22 protein-coding genes are annotated in these 21,045 nt (G+C 57.8%); 11 read left to right on the top strand and 11 right to left on the bottom strand.

Annotation, left to right across the window (positions count from 1 at the left end; genetic code table 11):
• Window positions 1-254: 254 nt before the first annotated feature.
• The 3 genes from lepA to lepB all read left to right on the top strand — a co-directional run bounded on the left by lepA (window position 255) and on the right by lepB (window position 3,723).
• Window positions 255-2,048, top strand: a complete 1,794-nt coding sequence (gene lepA / locus A7P97_RS05715) for a translation elongation factor 4 (RefSeq protein ID WP_067530747.1) — start codon at window positions 255-257, stop codon at window positions 2,046-2,048.
• A 69-nt stretch (window positions 2,049-2,117) separates the two neighbouring features.
• Window positions 2,118-2,468: a hypothetical protein gene (locus A7P97_RS05710; RefSeq protein WP_067530746.1), complete on the top strand. Its 351-nt coding sequence runs from the start codon at window positions 2,118-2,120 to the stop codon at window positions 2,466-2,468.
• Between the two features lie 214 nt (window positions 2,469-2,682).
• Window positions 2,683-3,723 carry a signal peptidase I gene (lepB, locus tag A7P97_RS05705; protein ID WP_067530745.1) on the top strand — a complete coding sequence of 347 codons (1,041 nt, stop codon included), beginning with the start codon at window positions 2,683-2,685 and terminating at the stop codon, window positions 3,721-3,723.
• A 130-nt stretch (window positions 3,724-3,853) separates the two neighbouring features.
• On the opposite strand, the gene A7P97_RS05700 is transcribed toward lepB, so the two are convergent.
• The 5 genes from A7P97_RS05700 to A7P97_RS05680 all read right to left on the bottom strand — a co-directional run bounded on the left by A7P97_RS05700 (window position 3,854) and on the right by A7P97_RS05680 (window position 8,314).
• Window positions 3,854-4,618, bottom strand: coding sequence for a DUF4336 domain-containing protein (locus A7P97_RS05700; protein WP_067530744.1), 765 nt, complete (start codon window positions 4,616-4,618; stop codon window positions 3,854-3,856).
• 135 nt (window positions 4,619-4,753) lie between these two features.
• Window positions 4,754-5,413 (bottom strand): NAD(P)H-dependent oxidoreductase, encoded by a 660-nt coding sequence (locus A7P97_RS05695; protein ID WP_067530743.1) that lies wholly within the window; start codon window positions 5,411-5,413, stop codon window positions 4,754-4,756.
• 81 nt (window positions 5,414-5,494) lie between these two features.
• Window positions 5,495-6,100 (bottom strand): SUKH-4 family immunity protein, encoded by a 606-nt coding sequence (locus A7P97_RS05690; RefSeq protein ID WP_067530742.1) that lies wholly within the window; start codon window positions 6,098-6,100, stop codon window positions 5,495-5,497.
• Window positions 6,101-6,329: 229 nt separating this feature from the next.
• Window positions 6,330-7,655, bottom strand: coding sequence for a DUF445 domain-containing protein (locus A7P97_RS05685; RefSeq protein ID WP_067530741.1), 1,326 nt, complete (start codon window positions 7,653-7,655; stop codon window positions 6,330-6,332).
• A gap of 2 nt (window positions 7,656-7,657) precedes the next feature.
• Window positions 7,658-8,314, bottom strand: a complete 657-nt coding sequence (locus tag A7P97_RS05680) for a GrxB family glutaredoxin (protein ID WP_067530740.1) — start codon at window positions 8,312-8,314, stop codon at window positions 7,658-7,660.
• 221 nt (window positions 8,315-8,535) lie between these two features.
• Between A7P97_RS05680 and smpB the strand changes: the two genes are divergently transcribed.
• The 4 genes from smpB (at window position 8,536) to A7P97_RS05660 (ending at window position 11,148) form a co-directional block, all read left to right on the top strand.
• Window positions 8,536-8,982, top strand: a complete 447-nt coding sequence (gene smpB, locus A7P97_RS05675; RefSeq protein ID WP_255361619.1) for an SsrA-binding protein SmpB — start codon at window positions 8,536-8,538, stop codon at window positions 8,980-8,982.
• Window positions 8,983-9,066: 84 nt separating this feature from the next.
• Window positions 9,067-9,438, top strand: a complete 372-nt coding sequence (locus A7P97_RS05670) for a hypothetical protein (RefSeq protein ID WP_067530738.1) — start codon at window positions 9,067-9,069, stop codon at window positions 9,436-9,438.
• A 95-nt stretch (window positions 9,439-9,533) separates the two neighbouring features.
• Window positions 9,534-10,310 (top strand): type I methionyl aminopeptidase, encoded by a 777-nt coding sequence (gene map, locus A7P97_RS05665; protein WP_067530737.1) that lies wholly within the window; start codon window positions 9,534-9,536, stop codon window positions 10,308-10,310.
• 151 nt (window positions 10,311-10,461) lie between these two features.
• Entirely contained in the window at window positions 10,462-11,148 is a 687-nt protein-coding gene (locus A7P97_RS05660) for a hypothetical protein (RefSeq protein WP_067530736.1), read from the top strand.
• A 390-nt stretch (window positions 11,149-11,538) separates the two neighbouring features.
• On the opposite strand, the gene A7P97_RS05655 is transcribed toward A7P97_RS05660, so the two are convergent.
• A complete protein-coding gene (locus A7P97_RS05655) occupies window positions 11,539-12,201 on the bottom strand; it encodes a hypothetical protein (RefSeq protein ID WP_067530735.1) in 663 nt (220 codons plus the stop codon).
• Between the two features lie 47 nt (window positions 12,202-12,248).
• Window positions 12,249-13,604, bottom strand: coding sequence for a replication-associated recombination protein A (locus A7P97_RS05650; RefSeq protein WP_067530734.1), 1,356 nt, complete (start codon window positions 13,602-13,604; stop codon window positions 12,249-12,251).
• 231 nt (window positions 13,605-13,835) lie between these two features.
• On the opposite strand from A7P97_RS05650, the gene A7P97_RS05645 reads away from it, so the two are divergent.
• Entirely contained in the window at window positions 13,836-14,585 is a 750-nt protein-coding gene (locus tag A7P97_RS05645) for a rhomboid family intramembrane serine protease (protein ID WP_067530733.1), read from the top strand.
• Window positions 14,586-14,665: 80 nt separating this feature from the next.
• Window positions 14,666-16,078 (top strand): threonine synthase, encoded by a 1,413-nt coding sequence (gene thrC / locus A7P97_RS05640; protein WP_067530732.1) that lies wholly within the window; start codon window positions 14,666-14,668, stop codon window positions 16,076-16,078.
• A gap of 104 nt (window positions 16,079-16,182) precedes the next feature.
• Here thrC and A7P97_RS05635 read toward each other — a convergent pair whose 3' ends face one another.
• Window positions 16,183-16,677, bottom strand: a complete 495-nt coding sequence (locus tag A7P97_RS05635) for a TlpA disulfide reductase family protein (RefSeq protein ID WP_125080193.1) — start codon at window positions 16,675-16,677, stop codon at window positions 16,183-16,185.
• A gap of 227 nt (window positions 16,678-16,904) precedes the next feature.
• Here A7P97_RS05635 and arsC point away from each other — a divergent pair, with 227 nt between their 5' ends.
• On the top strand, window positions 16,905-17,267 hold the full coding sequence (arsC, locus tag A7P97_RS05630) for an arsenate reductase (glutaredoxin) (RefSeq protein ID WP_067439670.1): 363 nt from the start codon (window positions 16,905-16,907) through the stop codon (window positions 17,265-17,267).
• Window positions 17,268-17,299: 32 nt separating this feature from the next.
• On the top strand, window positions 17,300-18,013 hold the full coding sequence (locus tag A7P97_RS05625) for a YdcF family protein (protein ID WP_231865660.1): 714 nt from the start codon (window positions 17,300-17,302) through the stop codon (window positions 18,011-18,013).
• 70 nt (window positions 18,014-18,083) lie between these two features.
• Here A7P97_RS05625 and A7P97_RS05620 read toward each other — a convergent pair whose 3' ends face one another.
• The 3 genes from A7P97_RS05620 to murU form a co-directional block, all read right to left on the bottom strand.
• Complete coding sequence (locus A7P97_RS05620) at window positions 18,084-18,866, bottom strand: hypothetical protein (RefSeq protein ID WP_067530731.1); 783 nt, start codon at window positions 18,864-18,866, stop codon at window positions 18,084-18,086.
• 76 nt (window positions 18,867-18,942) lie between these two features.
• Window positions 18,943-20,025 carry a methyltransferase gene (locus tag A7P97_RS05615; protein WP_067530730.1) on the bottom strand — a complete coding sequence of 361 codons (1,083 nt, stop codon included), beginning with the start codon at window positions 20,023-20,025 and terminating at the stop codon, window positions 18,943-18,945.
• A 153-nt stretch (window positions 20,026-20,178) separates the two neighbouring features.
• Window positions 20,179-20,877, bottom strand: a complete 699-nt coding sequence (gene murU, locus A7P97_RS05610; protein WP_067530729.1) for an N-acetylmuramate alpha-1-phosphate uridylyltransferase MurU — start codon at window positions 20,875-20,877, stop codon at window positions 20,179-20,181.
• Window positions 20,878-21,045 lie beyond the last annotated feature (168 nt).

Here is a 21,045-nt window from a genome sequence, read left to right as displayed (position 1 = left end):
GGGCATGATACCCGATTTTGCGCCATTTGGCTGGGGCTTGCGCTTTTTGCTTGTGTTGGGTCAAGCCGGAGAGTGAACAAATTGTCGGGCAGCTTCAAGCGTTTTCGGCTAGAATATGCGGTTTGGTTTCGGCACAGCTTGCTGTGTTGCCGCCCCTGTTTTAACTTCGCTAAGGCTCCGCTTTTTCAGGTAGCCCGTATCGGCCAAGCCGATGCTTTTGCCTGCCATCACGACCGCTTACTTTTTGCCAAAATATGAACAATATCCGCAATTTCTCCATCATCGCCCATATTGACCACGGTAAATCCACGCTCGCCGACCGCTTCATCCAACACTGCGGCGGCTTGGAAAACCGCGAAATGAGTTCGCAGGTTTTGGACAGCATGGACATCGAAAAAGAGCGCGGTATCACGATTAAGGCGCAAACCGCCGCGCTGAACTATAAAGCCCGCAATGGCGAAACTTATCTTTTAAATCTGATTGATACGCCCGGGCACGTGGACTTTTCCTACGAAGTGTCGCGCAGTCTGTCCGCCTGCGAAGGCGCGCTGTTGGTGGTGGACGCATCGCAGGGCGTGGAAGCGCAAACCGTGGCCAACTGCTACACCGCGATTGATTTGGGCGTGGAAGTGGTGCCGGTGCTGAACAAAATTGACTTACCCGCCGCCGATCTCGACCGCGTGGCGCAGGAAATTGAAGACATCGTCGGTATTGATGCGGTGGGCGCAGTAACCTGCTCGGCCAAATCCGGGTTGGGCGTGGAAGACGTGCTGGAAGAAATCGTAGCCAAAATCCCCGCGCCGGAAGGCGACGAAAACGCGCCGCTGCAAGCCGTGATTATCGATTCGTGGTTCGACAACTATGTCGGCGTGGTGATGCTGATCCGTGTGAAAAACGGCCGGCTGAAACTGAAAGACAAAGTGCGCTTTATGTCCACCAAGGCTGAAAGCCAAGTGGAGCAGCTTGGCGTGTTTACGCCGAAATCGGTGAACAGGCAAGAGCTTAAAGCAGGCGAAGTAGGCTTTTTGATTACCGGCGTGAAAGAGCTCGGCCAAGCCAAAGTGGGCGATACGGTTACTTTGGTTGCCAACCCTGCTTCTGAGCCGCTGCCCGGCTTCAAAGAAGTGCAAAGCCAGGTATTTGCCGGCCTCTATCCGGTGGAAAGCCACGACTACGAAGCCCTGCGCGATGCGTTGGAAAAACTGCAACTCAATGATGCTTCGCTGAAATTCGAGCCGGAAGTGTCTCAAGCACTCGGCTTCGGCTTCCGCTGCGGCTTCCTCGGCCTCTTGCACTTGGAAATCGTGCAGGAACGCCTGGAGCGCGAGTTTGATATGGACTTGATTACCACCGCGCCCACCGTGGTGTATGAAGTGATTTTGAAGAGCGGCGAGCATATCGAAGTGGAAAATCCGTCCAAACTGCCGGATTTGGCCACGGCGGAGTCCATTTTGGAGCCGATTATCACCGCCACTATTCTGGTGCCGCAGGAGTACGTGGGCAATGTGATGACGTTGTGTAACCAGAAGCGTGGCGTACAAATTAATATGCAGTATCTCGGCCGTCAGGTGATGCTCACTTATGATTTGCCGATGAACGAAGTGGTGATGGACTTTTTCGACAAGCTCAAATCCACCTCGCGCGGCTATGCCTCGCTGGACTACCATTTCAAAGAGTTCCGCGCCGCCAATTTGGTGAAACTAGATATTATGGTGAACGGCGACAAAGTGGACGCGCTCAGCCTGATTGTGCACCGCCAAAACGCCGTGCAGCGGGGCCGCGAGCTGGCAGCGAAAATGCGCGAACTGATTCCGCGCCAAATGTTTGACATCGCCGTACAGGCCGCCATCGGCAGCCAGATTATCGCGCGTGAGAATGTGAAGGCGCTGCGCAAAAACGTATTGGCGAAATGCTACGGCGGCGACATCACGCGTAAGAAAAAACTGCTGGAAAAACAAAAAGCCGGTAAGAAACGCATGAAGCAGGTGGGTAATGTGGAAATCCCGCAGAGCGCATTTTTGGCGATTTTGCAGGTTGGGGATAAGTAGCCACATTCAGGCTACCTGAAAAACGAGAGCCTGAATGAAAGGAAGCCTGATAATGAAAAACATTTTTTGATGCTGGCGATTTATGTGGCTTCCTCCGCCTGTGCCACGCCCAACCTGCAGATGGAAAAGCCGACGCTATCCGAAAACCTTGCCGTTTCTGCCGCGCCGGAAGCGTTGGAACAATTCCGCCAATTCTGCCCGCAAGCCACACCGGTGCTGTTTTTGAATGAATACGATCCTCAGCAGCAATATTTTCAGGTAGCCTGCCGCCAGGGGCAGATGGTGAAACCGCCTATGGCTTTGGTGTGGGGCTGGGCAGATAGCACGCCAGATACAGATAATTTAGCTGCAGATCACCGCTGCCGTGTTTTGGCTTTGAGGGCTGCAGTTGAGGTGATGCGGTGTTTCCGGCAGCTATGACTTCCGTTTTCAGGAATCAGCCGTTAAGAACGAGCGATTTAGAGCCGGTGAGGCGCAAAAAATTAGTGGTAGAGTCGGTTTCGGCTATGGCCTCAGTTTTATCGAAGGTGTAACCATCAGCGGCAGGAAGCTATGAACAAAGATTTTAGGCGGGCTGCCAGTTTTCAGGTAGCCTAAAGCTTATCAAACTCATTTCAATACAGGAAATATAAAAGTGGAACAATCCAATACAATCCTTTATGCCGCCATCGCCGCTTTGGTGGCCGGCATCGTGCTGTTTGCCGTGAGCAGTAAAACGCGGCAGGAAAACGGCGAATGGAGCGGCGGCCTGCAATGGGGCTACCTCCTGATGATGGTGGGCTCGTTCGGCCTGCTGGCCAAGCTGATGAGCCTCACGGCGGTATTGCTGCTGCTGGTGCTGTTTACCGGTGCGGTGTGGCTGTGGACGCGTGCGGCACGCAAGCAGCGCATGCAGCTGACTGATCACGCTGAAGCAGCGGAGCAAGACGACAACCATTTCCGCGATTATATGGGCAGCTTCTTCCCGCTGATTTTGGTGGTGTTTGTGCTGCGCACTTTTGTGGCCGAGCCGTTTCAGATTCCCTCCAGCTCGATGCGGCCTGGGCTGGTGAAGGGCGACTTTGTGCTGGTGAACAAGTTTAGCTACGGTATCCGCGTGCCGGTGTTGAACAATGTGCTGATTCCGGTGGGGCAGGTGCAGCGGGGCGATGTGGCAGTGTTTAATTATCCGGTGGAGCCGGATACCAACTACATCAAACGCATTGTCGGTCTGCCGGGCGATGTGGTGGAGTATCGCAATAAGGTGCTGACGGTAAACGGCAAAACCGAGCAGGATAGTTTGGTGGGCGGCTACCAATATCCCGATGATTACAAACCGGAGCGGATTTTGGAAGCTACCCGCTTTTCTGCCGATTGGGAAGGCCGCCATTTCGATGTGCTGAAAAATGAAAACGCGCCCACGGTTTCCATCCCCTTCTTGGCCGAATCCGCCAATAATTTTGCTGCGAACGGCTACCAAAGCGGCTTGCGCGAAAATTGCGAATACGAAGCAGACGGCAGCGGCTTTAAATGCACGGTGCCGGAGGGCAAATATTTCGCCATGGGTGACAACCGCGACAGCAGCGCCGATTCGCGCTACTGGGGCTTTGTGGACGACAAGCTGATTGTGGGCAAAGCGTTTTTCGTGTGGATGAACGTGGGCGACACTTCGCGCATCGGCAATACTATCCGCTGATAGGAAAGACAAACCGGCCGGCTGGCCGGTTTTTGCTGCTTATGTAAAAGGCTACATGAAAGTTTCAGGTAGCCTTTATCCTTGTTTTAAATCAGATGGATATAGCGCCTTGCTTCACTCCTGGTGGCGGCTATTTGGATTGATCCGGCTGGAGCCAGCGGAAGGCGCGGCGCAGTTCGGCGGTACCGTTGGTTTCGTAGCAGCGGCCGTGGGCGAGGATGATTTTGTCGGGCTGCCAGGCGAGCATTTGCGCCAGGCTCTCGCGGGCGGCGGCGCGGTTGCGGAAGGTGACGCGCCAGTCGGGCGGGGTTTTGCCGTCGGGCTCGGCGATGCCGACCCATTTCATTACCTGTGCCCAGAAGCGGCTGGAGAATTTGGCGGGCTCGAAGTTTTCGATGAGGTCGGCGAGGATGAGGGTGCGGCTGGCGCGGTGGAAGAATACGGTTTCGGTCATGACCGAGCTGCCGAGGAAGGGGAGCTGGGCAATGTCGTCTGCCCATTGGGGTGGGGCGCTGGGGTCTAAATCAGCATCGAAGGATACGGCAATGCGCTGGGCGGCGCGTTCGCGCACACCGAGGCTGGCCCAGGCGGTGGCTTGGGGATAGTGTTTTTGCCAGGCGGGAATGTGGGCGTAGTGGATGCGGTTGGGCGAGACGAGGTGGCGTACTTCGCCCAGCGCATTGATTTGGGATAACAGTTCCGGGTTTGGCTCGATGGGGGAGTGGCACCAGAGGCCGCCATCGGCGAGGCGGATAACCGTCATGCGGGTGCTGAAAGGGATGCTCAGGCCGAGCGGAAAGGCCATACGCACGATACCGCCGTCGGCAATCCAGATATTGCTGCCGAAGGGTTTGAGGGTGTGGAGCGGGCGGTAGAGGTGGATGGGGGTGCTCATACGGTTTCCTTGCTGGCGGTAAGCAGCAATCGTTGAAGCCGGTGGTTTCAGGTAGCCTGTTGGTGCATTGAGGCTACCTGAAAGCGAGCGGTGTGAGCTTCTGTGAAGCTAAAACTATCGGCTCATCTGCCTGCTTTATTCCACCCAAACCACGGTTTCGGCGGCATCGCGGCGTGGTTTGGGCTGAATATCGCGGGCGCGGTAGCCGAAGGTGGCGGCCACGGACACGCCGTATTCGGCGGGGTCGAGCAGCCCGGCTTGGGCGAGGATGTGCTCCACGGCGGCGTAGTCCATGCCTTCCACGGCGCAGGAGTCGATGCCGAGCATGGCGGCGCCGGTGAGCATATTGGCCAGGGCGATGTAGCTTTGCTTGCTTGCCCAGTCGAACAGGGCGCGTTCGTCATCGGCGATGGCGATATCGTGGATTTGGAAGCTGCGGTAGCGCTCGAGGGCGGCGGCTCGCTGCTCGAGGGTGAAGCCGCGCCGGTTCATCAACTCGCTGAAAAAGGGGCTGTCGTAGCGGGCGTGTTTTTTCGCCAGCAGGATCACTAGGTGGCTGGCTTCGGTAATGGTGGCCTGCATGCCCCAGGCCACGGGCTTGATTTTTTCGCGCAGCTCTTGGTTTTGTATCACCAGAAACTTCCACGGTTCGGAGCCGACGGAGCTGGGCGAGAGGCGGCCGAAATCGAGGATGGCGGCGAAATCTTCGGCGCTGATTTTGCGCGCGGGGTCGTAGTAGCGGGTGGAAACGCGGCGGCGGAAAATATCGAGGGCTTGCTGGCGGGTGAGGATCATGATGGTTCCTTTCTATGGCATTACATGTTTATCGAAGGGATAACTGGTTTGGGCGGCGCAGAAACTGGCTCTGTATGTTTTTCAGGTAGCCTGTTTGTTTTCCTGATAACAGTGTTCGGGCATGCCGATTTGGCGGTTGACGGGGTTATTTGCCAGATGGAAGAAGCCGTCTTCGATTTCGTAGAGTGGGTGGCTCCAAAAGGCGAGGTCGGTAGTGGCATCGGGGTCGGCTTGGGTGAGCCAGCTTTGCAGTTGTGCGGCCAGGGCCGTGCCTTGGTCAAAGTTGTAGCCTTGGGCGAAATCGGCTTTGAGCAGGAATACGGCAGACATCAGCCGGCAATAAGTTTGTACAAACAAGGCTAGGCTGCTGTTAACCAATACCCATTCCTGCTTCCAAGCGTTTTCGGCGCGCGGCGAATACAGCCACACCGCATCATCTGCGGCCACCACGAAATAGCTGCCGCCATAGCCGTATTTGCCGAAGCAGCGGGCTTCGCCGTGCGGGGTTTGGATGGCGATGGTTTCATCGGGGAGGCGGACGAAGTGGAAACGGGCGGGCGGATAGTCGGCCAGATAGGCGATGCCGTCTTTGAAAACAGTATTGAGGCTGACCGGCTCTCCGACACTACAGGCAGCGGGGCGGAGGATGGGAATACGGTCGGCAGTGAGGGCTTGGGCTAGGTTCATGGCAGTGTTGGGGGTGCGTTGGTGATGGGCAGGCTACCTGCAAGCCAAATTAAAACGAGGGTTTGGATCGATGATGGTGGAGGGTATTTTACACTTTCAGGTAGCCTGGTTCAGAAAGGCCACCTGAAAATTTGGCCACGCATTTAACTGCGCAGAAACTTCGCAAAAAAACCAGCTGCAGCTGAGCCAGAACTTCGCTTTCAGGTAGACCTTTGCAGCTGAAACCCGCCTACAGTGCGGGCAGCCATTGGCTGAGGGTGTAAATCAGCAGGCCGACCAGGCCGCCGACTAAGGTGCCGTTGATGCGGATAAACTGCAAATCACGGCCGATGGAAAGCTCGAGTTTGTCGCTCATTTGGCGGCTGTCCCAGCTTTTCACTTTGTCGGCGATAAATTCAGCGGCGGCGTGGCGGCGGCGGCGCACCAGGCTGCGGGCGAGCAGGGCGAGGCGCACGTTGAGGCGGCGCAGCTGCTGCGGGGTGGCGGCGTGTTGTTGCAGCAGGTAGGTGAGCAGGCTGTTCAGCCGGCGGGCGGCGGCGGAGTCTGGGCGTTGGGCATCGGCGGCGAGGCGGGTGGTGAGGCTTTGCCACAGTTGGGCGATTTGCTGTTGCAGCTCGGGGGAGTCGGCCAGGCGGCGTTTGGCCAGGGCGAGTTTGCGCTGCCAGGCTTCGGATTGGGCGAGCTCGCGGGCGAGGGCGCGGTATTGGCGGCGGAAGGCGGTGCGCAGTTCGTGCTGCGGGCTGGTGAGGGCGGCTTCGAGGTAGTTGTCGGCCCAGTTGAGGGCTTTTTGCGCTACCCAGCTGTCGATTTGGCCAACGAGGCGGCCGCGCAGCTGGGCTTTGAGTTTGTCCCAGGTGTCGGGCTGGCTGGTTTCGATTTTTTCCGCCCAGGCACGGAGGTTTTCTTCGAGCAAAACGCGGGTGTCGGGCTGTTTGATCCAATGGCGGATTTGGCCGAGCAGGGCGGTTTGCAGGCTTTCAGGTAGCCCTTGCTGTTCGAGCAGGAGCAGGGCTTGGGAGAGGGCGCTGCCGAGTTGTTTGCCGCTGCCGTGTGCGGCTAAGAAGGCGGCGCCGAGGCGGGCGGCTTCTTGTGGCGGGATGGTTTGCAGGGCGGCGGGGATTTGGCGGGCGAGGGCGGGCAGCCATTCTTGGCGGGTGCTGCCGCGGGCCAGCCAGCGGCGCAGTTTTTCGGCGATGCGCAGGTGGTAGATGCGGATGGCGATGGGGCGCTCGGGCAGGAAGTTGGTTTCGATGAAGCGGCCGAGCTCGTCGGCAATGCGGTTTTGGTTGCGCGGCAGGATGGCGGTGTGGGGGATTTTGAGGCCGAGCGGATGGCGGAAGAGGGCGGTTACGGCAAACCAGTCGGCCAGCGCGCCGACGGTGGCGGCTTCGGCGAAGGCTTTCAGGTAGCCCAGCGCGGGGTGGCGCTGCACGAATAGCGCGGAAACGATAAACAGCAATACGGCAGCCAGCAGCAGGCCGCCGGCCTGGCGGCGGCTGCGTTGCAGCCTGGCGCGGGCGGCGGCTTCTCGGGCGTGGCCGGACAGGGTGTTCATGGCTATAGGGCGCGGGCGGAATAGAGCGGCACTTTGCTCTCGGCCGATAGGCGTTCGATATAGGCTTGCAGCTTGGCGGGGAAGGCGATGCCTTTCACCAAGGTGAGGTTGCGCAACACGGGGAAAATGATGATGTCTTCCATGCCGGGGGCGCTGCCGTTGAGATAAGGCTGCTCGCCCAACAGCGCGGCCAGCTCGGGCAGGGCGAGATGGATGCGCTCGAGATAGGTGTTGGTTTCGGCTAGGTTTTGCTCGAAGCTGCCGATGTTTTGCTCTTTTTTCTGCACGAAGTAGGCAATGGCTTCGGCGGTGGCGAATTCGGGCAGGGGCGGCTCGAGGCGCACGTCGCGCGGCATCACCAGATGGTTGCAGGGTTGGCTTGCCTGATCGAGCCAGGCCTGCACGGCGGGGCGGATGGTTTCGTCCAATCGGGCTTGGCCGGCGAATTCGTCCACATAGCGCACGATATCGAGGCTCTCGCCCATGTGGCTGCCGTCGGGCTTTTGCAGGATGGGCACTTGTTTGGCGCCGATTAGCCCGATGGGCGTGGCTTCGTCGTCGTTCAGCAAAACGATTTCTTCCACCGGCACGTTGCGCAGGCCGAAAATCATGCGGGCGCGTACGCAGAAGGGGCAGTGGTCGTAGATATAGAGCTTCATGGCGGTCTCCTTGGCGGGGTTGGATTTCAAACAGGCAGATTGTAGCACGGCGGCAGAGGGCTACCTGAAAGTATCGCGGATTAAAAAGGAGCCAACGCAGTAGCATTCTTATTTCCATTCACTATGTCTGCCAGCCAAAGCTGTTGCTGGGCAGAGCCGGGCGAATGTTCAGCGGCGCAGTTTGCTGTTAAAATCCGCTTTCTGTAACGAAACGGCAAAGCATCATGAGTATCGCCAACAATAAAAAAGCCTTTCACGATTATTTTATCGAAGACCAGCTTGAGGCCGGATTGGTGCTCGACGGCTGGGAAGTGAAAGCCGTGCGCGCCGGCCGCGTGCAGCTGAAAGAAAGCTATATCCACTGGAAAAAAGACGCGTTTTACCTGGTAGGCTGCCACATCACCGCGCTGCCCACCGCCTCTACCCACGTTAAGCCCGATCCGGCGCGCCAACGCAAGCTGTTGCTCAAGCAGAGCGAAATCAATAAGCTGATCGGCAAGGTGGAACGCAGTGGCTACACCCTCGTGCCGCTCAACCTGCACTACCGGCGCGGCTACATCAAAATGGACATCGGCCTGGCCAAAGGCAAGAAGCAGCACGACAAACGCCAAAGCCTGAAAGAAGCCGACTGGAAACGCGAAAAACAGCGGCTGCTGAAAAACCGCTGAGTTGGTTGTGTGTCCGATTAAAGGCCACCTGAAAACGCCATGCCGCCAGATTTCAGGTAGCCCCACCTTCAGCAGGAGCCCCTTATGAAACAATCCTCCCTTTTCCTTCCCATCGTGCTGATTATTTTCGGCGCCGTTTGGTTTCTCAGCAGCACCGACATCCTGCCCACCACCGCCACGCTGCTGGCTCTCGCGCTGGTGTTGGGCGGCCTTGCCCTGCTGCTGCTCGACGGCATCAACACCCAAAGCATCGTGCACGGCCCCATGCTGATGTATATCGGCGCCGCGGTTTACCTGCGCGACCAAATGTTTGTCGCTTTCGCCCCGCTGGCCGCGCTCGGCATGATGCTGCTCGGCGCACTCATGCTGCTCGCCCGCAGCGGCATTGTGCCGCACAAATATGGCGCCCGCGGCATCCCGCTGCGCCGCAAACGCCGCAACGGCGAACAGGAATAACATCAAGGCTACCTGAAAAAGTTTTGGTCTGGCAAAAGCCCGGCCAAGGTCTTGTTTTCAGGTAGCCCGTTACTGAAATTATTAGGAAAAACAATATGGCCATCATCATCAAAACCCCCGAAGAAATCCAAAAAATGCGCGAGCTTGGCCGCCTGGCCGCCGAAGCCCTCGACTACATCGGCGATTTCGTCAAAACCGGCGTTACCACCAACGAACTCAATCAGCTGGTGCACGATTATCATGTAAACGTGCAAGGCGGCTACCCCGCGCCCCTGCACTACGGCAATCCCCCCTTCCCCAAATCCTGCTGCACCTCCGTAAACCACGTTATCTGCCATGGCATCCCCGACGATAAGCCCCTGAAAAACGGCGATATCCTCAATATCGACATCACCATCAAAAAAGACGGTTTCCACGGCGATTCCAGCCGCATGTATGCCGTGGGCACCATCAGCCCGCAGGCGCAGCGCCTGATCGACATCACCCACCAAAGCATGATGGCCGGCATCGAAGTCGTGAAGCCTGGCGCCACCCTCGGCGACATCGGCTACGCCTGCCAGCAAATCGCTGAAAACGCTGGCTATTCCGTGGTGCAGGAATTTTGCGGCCACGGCATCGGACGCAGCTTCCACGAAGACCCGCAAGTCGTCCACTACGGCAAAAGAGGCACTGGCCCCGTGTTGCAGCCCGGCATGATTTTCACCATCGAGCCCATGATCAACCAAGGCAAACGCCACCTGCGCATCCTCGAAGACGGCTGGACCGTGGTTACCAAAGACCGCAAACTCTCCGCCCAATGGGAACACGAAGTGCTCGTTACCGACACCGGCTACGAAATCCTCACCATCAGCCCCCGCACCGGCCGGCCCTAATCCCGCCCCATCCGGTTTGGCCCGGCCGGAGCAGATTCAGTTTCCAGCCGCGCCAGGCAAATCACGGCACTGATTTCATTGCCATAAACACCCGCGCTACCTGATTCCACCGCACTTTCAGGTAGCCTTTTCCCCTTCGCCAAGCCCCGCCATGAACCGCACCTACCAAATCTTCTATTCCTTCTACACCGACGATGCTCACATCGACGGCGGCAGCCCCGTTACCGTATCCGCTGCCGAGCTGCCCCAATATTTCAGCCGCCTGCAGCAGCACCACGACTTCCTCGGCATCATCGACCGGCACGACAACACCTTCCAAATCCTGCTCGAAGAATTCAGCGGCTTTTACTGGGGCGAAATCCCCGACCCCGTAAAAGTGGGCGCACACGGCCGCTTCTACAGCGCCGAAGAGCTGCTCGAGCTGCTGGGCAACCTGCCCGCAGAATTCGTGCCGCAAAACTTCGAAGGCCTCAGCTTCCAGCCCTGGCAAGAATATTTTGAAGACACCCCCTACGGCAAAGAAGCCCAACGCCTGTTTGAAAGCAGCGGCGACACCGGCGAAATGGTGCGCACCGCCGAAGACATCTGCGAATCCTGCCGCCTCGGCGCATGGGACAACCTCTGCGACGACGGCCTCGCCCTCCTGCAAAGCGAACTTCCCACCAGCCCCGCCGCCTACACCGAAATCAACTACCAGCGCCTCTGCCGCAGCCTCGATTGGCTCGAAGACCTCGTGGCCGAAAACGGCGCATTCGACGAAGACGGCATGGATGACTTGTGCGACATGCTGCTCGAACGCATCGTTGATCTCGACAACTACCGCCAGCCGCGGCACTAGGCATAGCCCATCGAAAGGCTACCTGAAAGCGTATAGGGCTGGGTTTATGCCAGCCAAACCGCGATAAAGGCTACCTGAAAAATGTTTTAGGTAGCCTTTGTTACAGGAAAGTTGGCGCAACATGGAGAGGTGTACAGCAGGTGCGCAAGCAGATACTGGAAAGCTGGAATACCGCGTGCGTACGTTCCGCACACACTCTACACGATACAAATTGACAGGTTACCTGAAAGTCATTTTTCAGGTAGCTTGTTGATCAGGCAGAGCATAGGTTGGGTTGGTAAACCCAATATTCCACACTTTATTTGTTGGCTTATACCTGCGGCTAACCCAGTCTACTTACTATGGCTGTTGGTTGGGGAAACGCAGTAGCTTCGGGCTGTCTAGGTGCGCTTAACTTTCAAAAACACAGGCCCGACCGCTATAGAAATCGGGGTTGAACAAGGCAATACCGAGGTGTCCGCAATAGCGTTCCACCATTTCCGGAGTCAGGCGGTCTTTGATGCGCCGGGCTTGGTATTGTTCCACTTCTTCAAACGGGAAGGGCTCGCCTTGTTCGACAAACTCCCAGCGGCTTTCTCGATGTGCTGCAATATAATGCCCAAGAACTTCATAATAATAACCTGTTTCGGAAACAATTTTTTTGGCTCTCGAGCCATCGCTATAACTAAATTGGGTTGAGCCTAGTTTGATTTTTGGAATATCCCGCACCATGGTGAGTGCGACCTCATGGACACCTAATATTTGGCATAAATAACTTGGGTCTGAATAAATATCAGTCCCCCGCATACCGTTATCAACATAAACGCACCATAGGGACTGAGTTTCAGAAATCATCACTTTGGATCGGTTAAGTGGCAACAGACTGTTCAGCCGCTGTTCCCATGTACCACCAATATCAATTTTTTGAACGGGTATCTCTCGGTAGTTAACTACATCCTGTTTACGCTCCCACTGCACGATAAAATCGATCAGCTCGTCATAGGGAATGTCAAAAAAAGCTATAGAATTGGTGGTTGGTGCATAGCGGTGGAGGAAGAAATTGGGATCGCGCATGGTTTTACCTTGGTTGTGGCGGGGGATAGGGCTACCTGAAAAATGTTTCAGGTAGCCTTTTTGTCTTCCGGCTTGCCTGCCGGCTGCGTGGTGTTGCTTGGGGCGGCTTTGTCCAAATCTTTGAGCCAGGATAATTTTTCGGCGATTTTGGCTTCGAGGCCGCGTGGCACGGGTTGGTAGAAATCGGGCTCGGCCAGGCCTTCGGGCATATAGGTTTCGCCGGCGGCGTAGGCGTGCGGTTCGTCGTGGGCGTAGCGGTAGGCGCGGCCGTAGCCGAGCTCCTGCATGAGCTTGGTGGGGGCGTTGCGCAGGTGGGGCGGCACTTCGGCGCTGCCGTGTTGCTTCACGAATTGGCGCATTTGGTTGTAGGCGGTGTAGCCGGCGTTGGATTTGGCGGCGGCGGCCAGGTAGAGCACGGCTTGGGCGAAGGCGAGCTCGCCTTCGGGGGAGCCGAGGCGTTCGTAGGTGTGGGCGGCTTCGTTGGCGATGGTGAGGGCGCGGGGGTCGGCCAGGCCGATGTCTTCCCAGGCCATGCGGACGATGCGGCGGGCGAGGTAGCGGGGGTCGGCGCCGCCGTCGAGCATGCGGCAGAGCCAGTAGAGGGCGGCGTTGGGGTGGGAGCCGCGCACGGATTTGTGCAGGGCGGAGATTTGGTTGTAGAAGCTTTCACCGCCTTTGTCGAAACGGCGGATTTGGCTGCCGAGGCTGTCGGCCAGGAAATCGGCGTTGAGACGGCTGATGCGGCGGGCGGCGGCGGCGCGCAGGAGCTGTTCGAGCAGGTTGAGCAGGCGGCGGGCATCGCCGTCGGCGGTTTGGATGAGCAGTTTTTGCGCGTCCTCTTCGAGGCTGAAGTTGTTGCGGTATTCGGGCAGGGCGAGCACTTTGGCGGTGAGCCGGGCGAGTTCGTCTGCGGAAAGGGCTTGCAATACGTAAACTTGGGCGCGGCTGAGCAGGGCGGGATTGACTTCGAAGGAGGGGTTTTCGGTGGTGGCGCCGATGAAGGTGAGCAGGCCGCTTTCCACATAAGGCAGGAAGGCGTCTTGCTGGGCTTTGTTGAAGCGGTGGACTTCATCGACAAACAAAATGGTGGCGCGGCCTTGCTGGAGGGCGATTTCGGCTTTGTTGACGGCTTCGCGGATGTCTTTCACGCCGGAAAATACGGCGGATACGGGCAGGAATTGGGCGTTGAAGCTTTGTGCGAGGATGCGGGCGAGGGTGGTTTTGCCCACGCCGGGCGGCCCCCACAGCAGCATGGAATGCGGCTGCCCGCCTTCCACGGCCACGCGCAGGGGTTTGCCCGCGCCGATCAGGTGCTGCTGGCCGACTACGTCGTCGAGCGTGTGCGGGCGCAGGCGTTCGGCCAGGGGGGCGGCGGGGGTTTGGGCGAAGAGGTCGTTGGGCATGGCAGGCTACCTGAAAAGTGGTAAGGCATTGGGGTGGATTTTATAGCAAATTCTGTGCGGCGGCTTCTGGGGGAACGGGCTGGTTGTGGTATGATGCGGCGCGATGGGGTTCAGGTAGCCTTAAGCGCATTGGCTGCGGATACTGAAAGGCTACCTGAAAGCTGTGTTTCCGATTTTCCCAAAATAGCCCAAGTATGGGCTGTTTTTAACGCTTGACTGAATTCTCTCCTTATGCGATTCCGTTTTGATTTTACGGTGCTGTATGCCTTGCTGGTGTTGAATGGGCTGGTGTTTGTGCTGATGCAGCTGCCGGGTTTTGAATTTTTGCAGCTGGCCGGCTCGTTGTGGCCGTTGGAGCACCTGCGCTACCGCTATTGGCAGTGGCTGAGCCATATGTTTTTGCATGCGAATTTCACACATCTGCTGTTTAATATGGTGGTGTTGTGGTCGTTTGCGCCGATGTTGCTGCTGCGCTTCGGCCAGCGGCGTTTTTTGCTGCTTTATTTGCTGTGCGGCTTGGCCGGGGCGCTGCTTTATACGGGCTGGAACGAATACCTGATTGCTAACGGCGTGCGCAATGTGGCCGAGCAAATCGGGCTGGACGAAGCCACGGTGCGCTCGGCGCTGCTCTCCGGCGGCCTGCCCAATGTGCCCGACGGCTTGGCAACGGCGTTTTATGCACACCTGCTGGGCGCATCGGGCGCGGTGTTCGGCGTGCTCGCGGCGTTTGCGCTGTGCTTCCCGGATGCACCGCTCACGGTGATGTTTCTGCCGATGCGGATTAAGGCTAAGTATTTGGTGCCGGTGGCGGTGGGGTATGAGCTGTTTGCCCAGTTCGGCGGGGTATCGCTGTTTGGCGACAATATCGCACATTTGGCGCACGTGGGGGGCGCGGTGTGCGGCGCGCTTTTGGCCTGGTATTGGCTCAGCCGCCGCGATCCGGTGTCATTTACCGATTTCGGCGCTTCAGATTTCAGGTAGCCTTTCTCGCTTCGCAGAAACGCACTGCATTTGTTTTCAGGTAGCAATTTTATACAACTTATTATTCCAACAGTGTTTTTATGAGATACGTCAGCACGCGTGGGCAAACCGCGCCCAAATCTTTCAGCGAAGTTTTGCTTATGGGCCTCGCACCCGATGGCGGCCTGATGCTGCCGGAGCGTTATCCGCAGGTGAATGTAGCCACGCTGCAGCACTGGCGCGGCTTGAGCTACGCCGAATTGGCGTTTGAAATCATGAGCCTGTTTATCGATGATATTCCTGCAGCCGATTTGCGCCGCCTGGTGGGCAACACCTACACCGAAGCCGTGTTCGGCACGCGCGAAATCACCCCTGTGCGCACCCTCTCCGACGGCATCAAAATCCAAGCCCTGTCCAACGGCCCCACGCTGGCTTTCAAAGACATGGCCATGCAGTTTCTCGGCCACTCCTTCGAATATGTGCTGGCGCGTGAAGGCAAATGCCTGAACATCATCGGCGCCACCAGCGGCGACACCGGCTCTGCCGCCGAATATGCCCTGCGCGGCAAGGCCGGCATTCATGTGTTTATGCTTTCGCCGCACGGCAAAATGAGCGCCTTCCAGCGGGCGCAAATGTATAGCCTGGCCGATGCCAACATCCACAACATCGCCATCGAAGGCATGTTTGACGACTGCCAAGACATTGTCAAAGCGCTGCAAAACGATGCCGCCTTCAAGCAGCAATACAGCATCGGCACGGTAAATTCCATCAACTGGGGGCGCATCGTGGCGCAGGTGGTGTATTACTTTGCCGGCTATTTCCGCGCCACCGAAAGCAATAGTGAAGAAGTGAGCTTCTGCGTGCCCAGCGGCAATTTCGGTAACATCTGCGCCGGGCATATCGCCAAACAGATGGGCCTGCCCATCCGCCGCCTGATGGTGGCCACCAATGAAAACGACGTGCTGGACGAGTTCTTCCGCACCGGCCGCTACCGCCCGCGCAGCGCCGCTAAAACCTACGTTACCTCCAGCCCTTCGATGGATATTTCCAAAGCCTCCAATTTTGAGCGTTTTGTGTTTGATTTATTGAGGAGAGGCAGCGTTCAGGTAGCCTCCTTGTGGCAGCAGGTGGCGGCCGGCGAAGGTTTCGATTTATCTGCCGAACTACCGCGCATCCGCGACACTTTCGGCTTCGTGTCCGGCTTCAGCCGCCATGCCGACCGCCTCGCTACTATCCGCGCCATACACACAAGCGACGGGGAATGGCTCGACCCGCACACCGCCGACGGCATGAAAGTGGCGCGCGAATTGCGTGAGGCGGGCGAAACCGTCGTGTGCCTGGAAACCGCGCTGGCGGCCAAGTTTGCCGACACCATCAGCGAAGCCGCCGGACATGAAGTGAAACCCCCGCGCCCCGCCGCACTTGCCGGGTTGGAAAACCTGCCGCAACACGTTATCGTACTGCCCAACAGTGCGGCAGCAGTGAAAAGCTTGATTGAGCAGGCTTTGGCTTAATTGACAGACAATGAAAAGGCTACCTGAAAATATCGGCTTCAACGGAGCTCAAGCCAATTTCAAGTAGCCTTCGGGTGTATTATGAGCCGGTACGAACGCTTCATTCAGCCTGAGCGGCATTGCACTGCCGCTGCTTCCACCGCTTGTGTGAGCTGCTGCGGCGATACTTCGCCCAGCAGGGTTTTGCGGTAGTTGCCGCAGGCCGGGGCGCGGATTACAGTGAAGGGCAGGGCGCCGGTTTGGTTGCCCAAGCCGCGCATCCAGGCGGTGCTGTCATTGCCGGTGTAACGCAGGATTGGGTAGCGCACTGGCACGCTCTGCAAAAAGAGGCTCACATCGGCAGGCTTATCCAGTGCCACGCCTGCCATGTCCACGCGCACTCCGCGCCGCTGTCGTTTTTCCGCGGCATACCATTGCGAAAGCGCCGGCATCTCGCGCCGGCACGGTACGCACCATGTCGCCCACACGTTTACTACCTGCACCCGCTTCTGCGCGCCAGTATCGAGCGAGGCAGGGCGGTTGTCTGAATGGTTCACCAAATCTGCCGCATACAGCGGCACAGCGGCCAGCAGGGCGGCCAATCCAACATATTTTTTCAAAACAGATTTCCAAATTGTGAAAACAAGAGTGGCTATTGTACGATATAGTGGCTTAGAATTGAATCGACCGATGCTGATGCAGCTATTCCTTCCTGCCGCATTGACTCGTCTTAGCGTATAGTTTGTGCTAGTCTGCAACTAGCTTACTTATGTATGAAAAAATAATTGCATCAACTATCTCTGCCGACAAACCGCTGTTTAAATCATCATTTCTCTGTGAGCACCCCATGAGCAAAACCGTTTTGCTGTATCACAACCCGAATTGTTCCAAATCCCGTGCCGCCTTGGAGTGGCTGCAACAGCAGCCGGGCGTGGCCGTGCAAACACTGGATTACTGTGCCAATCCGCCTTCCGAAGCCGATTTGCGAGGGCTGCTACAACAGCTCGGCACCCAAGATGTGCGCAGCATCATGCGCACTGCCGATGCGGCCTATGCCGAGCTGGGTTTGGACAAGCCGGAGTTGAGCCAAGACGAGCTGATTGCCGCGCTGCACCAACATCCGGCATTGCTGCAACGCCCGATTGCGGTATACCGACAACGCGCCGCCATCGGGCGGCCGTTGGAAAACATTATTGCCTTGTTCGATTAACTGATTGAGTTGTAAGTATATGTGAGACCACCATGCTGGCCATATTCCGCGGTTCCCTGTTGCGCCAAGTTTGGCGGGGCATCAAGCTCTGCCTATTGGTGTTGCTGGTGCAGGCCGCATGGTGCACTTGGCTGGTGTACAGTTACAGTACGCGCACCGCTTCCCGGCGGGCAGATGCAGCGGTGGTGCTGGGCGCGGCGGCCTGGGGCAAAAATCCTTCGCCTGTGTTCCGCGAGCGCATCAACCACGGCATCACGCTCTACCGCAGCAATCGAGTGGGCAAGCTGATTTTCACCGGCGGCACGCCCAAGGCGGGCTATATGACCGAAGCCGAAGTGGCCCGCCGCTACGCACGCAGCCACGGCGTGCCGAATAAAGACATCCTGCTGGAAACCACGTCGCGTGATACGCAACAGAATTTGGAAAATACCAAAACTTTAATGTATAACAATGGTTTGGAAAGTGTTGTCATCATCAGCGACCCCTACCACCTCGCTCGCGCTGCCGCCGTGGCCGACTATGTGGGGCTGGATTACCAAACTGAGCCCACGCCCACCAGCCACTACAGCGGGCAGAACCGTGCTAAATTCATAGTCAGCGAAGTGCTGTCGCTGATGGCCTTCCAATGGTGGCGGTTGAGCGAAACCGCTGCTGCCTACGGGCGGGATTACCGGCAGGGCAGTAGTTTTCAGCACACCGCTTCTTTGCTGCCGCCATTATCTCCCCGCCGGCAGGAAAAGGGATAGAGAGGCAACGGTATTTCCCCCTATTCAGTTCACATAATTTTTAGGTAGCCTTTTGCATGATTTGGGTGGCTTATTTTGCATTTTCGGTTTGGGTGCAGCTGTTTTTGGCAATGGTGGCTTTGAAGGTTTCGGGGTGACCAGTGAGGGTGAAATGGTGGGTGGTGGGGTAGTAGAGGTTGCTTTGGGCGAGCAGGGGGTCTTCGCACACAAGGGCGCGGGCTTCGGTTTGCAGTTTGGCGCGGATTTGTGCAACTGGCTGTTTGGCGAGCTCAGGATCGTTGAGCGTGAGGTATTTGTGCATGGTGCGCGCGGTGTGGTCGAAGCGGACGCGCTGGAGGGTGAGTTTGTCTTCAGTGAGGGGGAGGCGTTGGTTCATGCCGGGGATGAGGAGGATGAGGGCCGCGATTTGGCTGTTTTCTTCTTGCTGGGCAGGGTTTTGGCTACTTTGGATTTGGGCGCAGCGGCTGGCAGGGATGGTAATGCTGATGGGGGCGGTTTCACCGCTGATGGTGTAGCGGGTGGTGAGGCTGCAAGTTTGGTTGAGGGCGGGGAATTGGGGATGTTCGCACCAGGAGGCTTCGGCCAGGGTTTGCAGGGCTTGGACGGTGGGCTCGCGTTCGGCAGCGGGCGGCAGTGGGAGCAGTTGGCTGTCGATGGCGGCATCAATCAGGATGTTGCCGCCTTGTGCGGTGGCACGACGGATGGTGAAGGGGCCGGATTTGATGGGCGCGTCGTGGTTGATGCTACGGATGAATCGGGGCAGGTTTGCAGCTTGGCGGGCGGGCTGCTTGGCTTGGGCGGCAAGGGGCAGGGTAGCGGCGGATAGGATGAGGGCTAATTTGATTGCTTGCATGGTGGTTTCCTTTTTATGCGGGTTGGAGGTTACCTGAAAACTGCGGTTTGGTTTTTCAGGCAGCCTTTCTTTTGTTTTACGCTTTCTTGCAGTACAAGAGGCTGTGGCCGAGGCCGAGGTTATCGTGGATTTTGGCTATTTGCAGGCCGGCGGCTTCGATGCAGCGGATCAGGTCGGTGCTGTGGAAGATTTTGCTGTTGCCGTTGGCCAAGGCGGTGAAGTAGAGGCTGGTTTGGGTGAGGCAGTAGGCGGCGGTTTCATATTTTTGCCTGTCCCACAGGGGCTCGAGGATGTAGAGGGTGGTGTTTTCACTCATGCTGGCGGCGGCACGGCTGAGAATGGAGGTAACTTGCTGCTCGGTAAAGCAATCGAGGAATTGGCTCATCCAGATGGCGTCGAAGCCTTCGGGGAAGGGGGTGGCGGGGTCGAGCAGGTTGGCAGGGTGGCCGTGGATGCGTTCGGCACCGGGCAGGCTGACGGTGTGCTCTTTCATCAGTTGGATTTGTTGGGGCAAATCCATGATGGTGACCTGTACTTCCGGGTTGTATGCCACGCATTGCAGCGCCCAGCGGCCGGTGTTGCCGCCCACGTCGAGCAGGCGGCTGATTGGTTGGGAGAAGACGATTTCCAGCGCGGCGGGGAAGGATTGGTCGGAATAGAAGTGGTCGAAGGCGAGCCATTTTTCGAGGGTGCGCGGGGGAAGGCTGGAGAGGCCTTCATACACGGTGGGCCAGTTGCCGAATACTTTGAGCCCGGCGGGTCGGCCTTCGAGCAGGGCGGCTTCGAGGTCGAACGCGGCTTGGTAGCAGACGTCGTGCACGAAATCCATGTTGATGGGGGACATGGGGTCTTTGATTAAAAACCAGCCGACTTTGCTGATGCGGTAGCGTTCGTTTTCGCAGAGGACGGTGCCGATGGAGAGGGAGGCTTCGAGCAGCACTTGGGCGGCGTAGCGGCTGAGCTTGGCTTCTTGGGCGATTTCTTCGAGGGTTTGGCCTTCGGCGGCGCGGTTGAGCCACTCGAGGATGCCGAATTTCACCATCAGGCGGGAGGCTTGGAAGGCGATGGGGCCGAAGATGATTTGTTGGGCAAGTCGCTGGGCTTCTTGGGCGGTGTACTGCTCTTGGCTGTAGCGTTCGAGAGTGTGTTTGGCGTTCATAATGGATTGGCCGATAAAGGGGTTTGGGTTTCAGGTAGCCTTTAAGCAAAGGAGGAGGTTACCTGAAAGAGTCAGCTTCAACGAAGTTAAAACGGAGCTTCCGAAAGAAGCGGAATTTCTATAAAGCTAAAACGGATTTTGGATCAATCAGTATCAGCCTGCCCATTGCCCGCTGATGCGGGCGGCTTCCTGCAGGCGTTCAGGCGTACCCACGTCGAGCCACAGGCCGGTGTGCATTTCGCCGCACACTTGGCCTTGCTGCATGGCTTGGCGCAACAGGGGGGCGAGTTTGGCGCGTTGGTGGGCGGCGGTGTGGGCGAAAAGCTCGGGGCGGTAGAGGCCGATGCCGCTGAAGGTGTGGGCGGGCTCTTGGGATTCGGCGTCGGTAACTTGGCCGCCGGCTTGCAGGCGGAAGTCGCCTTGCGGGTGGTGCGGAGGGTTGGGAACGAGCCAGAGGTGGGCGAGGGTGTGGGCGCTCATTTGGGCGGCACGCTCGATGGCGGTACAGCAGTCGAAATCGGTGAGGATGTCGCCGTTGATCACCAGGAAAGGCTCGCTGCCTAAGAGCGGCAGGGCGGTGGCGATGCCGCCTGCGGTTTCCAGCCCGCCGGGTGCTTCGGGCGAATATTGGATAGATACGCCATAACGGCTGCCGTTGCCGAGGCCTTGTTCGATTTTTTCGCCTAGCCAGGCGTGGTTAATAACGATTTCTCTGATGCCGGCGGCAGCCAGGCGGCGCAAATGCCAGCCGATGAGCGGCTCGCGGCCGCAGGGGAGCATGGGTTTGGGCAGGGTGTCGGTGAGCGGGCGCATCCGCTCGCCGCGCCCGGCAGCCAGAATCATGGCTTTCATGGTTTCAGGTAGCCTTAAGAGTGAGAAAACCGGGCGATTATATAGCGGAAAGGGTTTTCAGGTAGCCTTTTTGGTGGCAAGGGTCGGTTGGTTTGGCGCTGATGTTCGGGCTGCGGCTGCCTAAAAATATAAAGATGGGGTAGGGCAGGAGCGGGCTACGTTTGGGTT

The sequence above is a fragment of the Eikenella sp. NML070372 genome, from assembly GCF_001648415.1.
GTDB classification, from domain to species: domain Bacteria; phylum Pseudomonadota; class Gammaproteobacteria; order Burkholderiales; family Neisseriaceae; genus Eikenella; species Eikenella exigua.
Note: the sequence above shows the minus strand (reverse complement) of the source record. Positions and strands in the feature narration are given on the sequence as shown.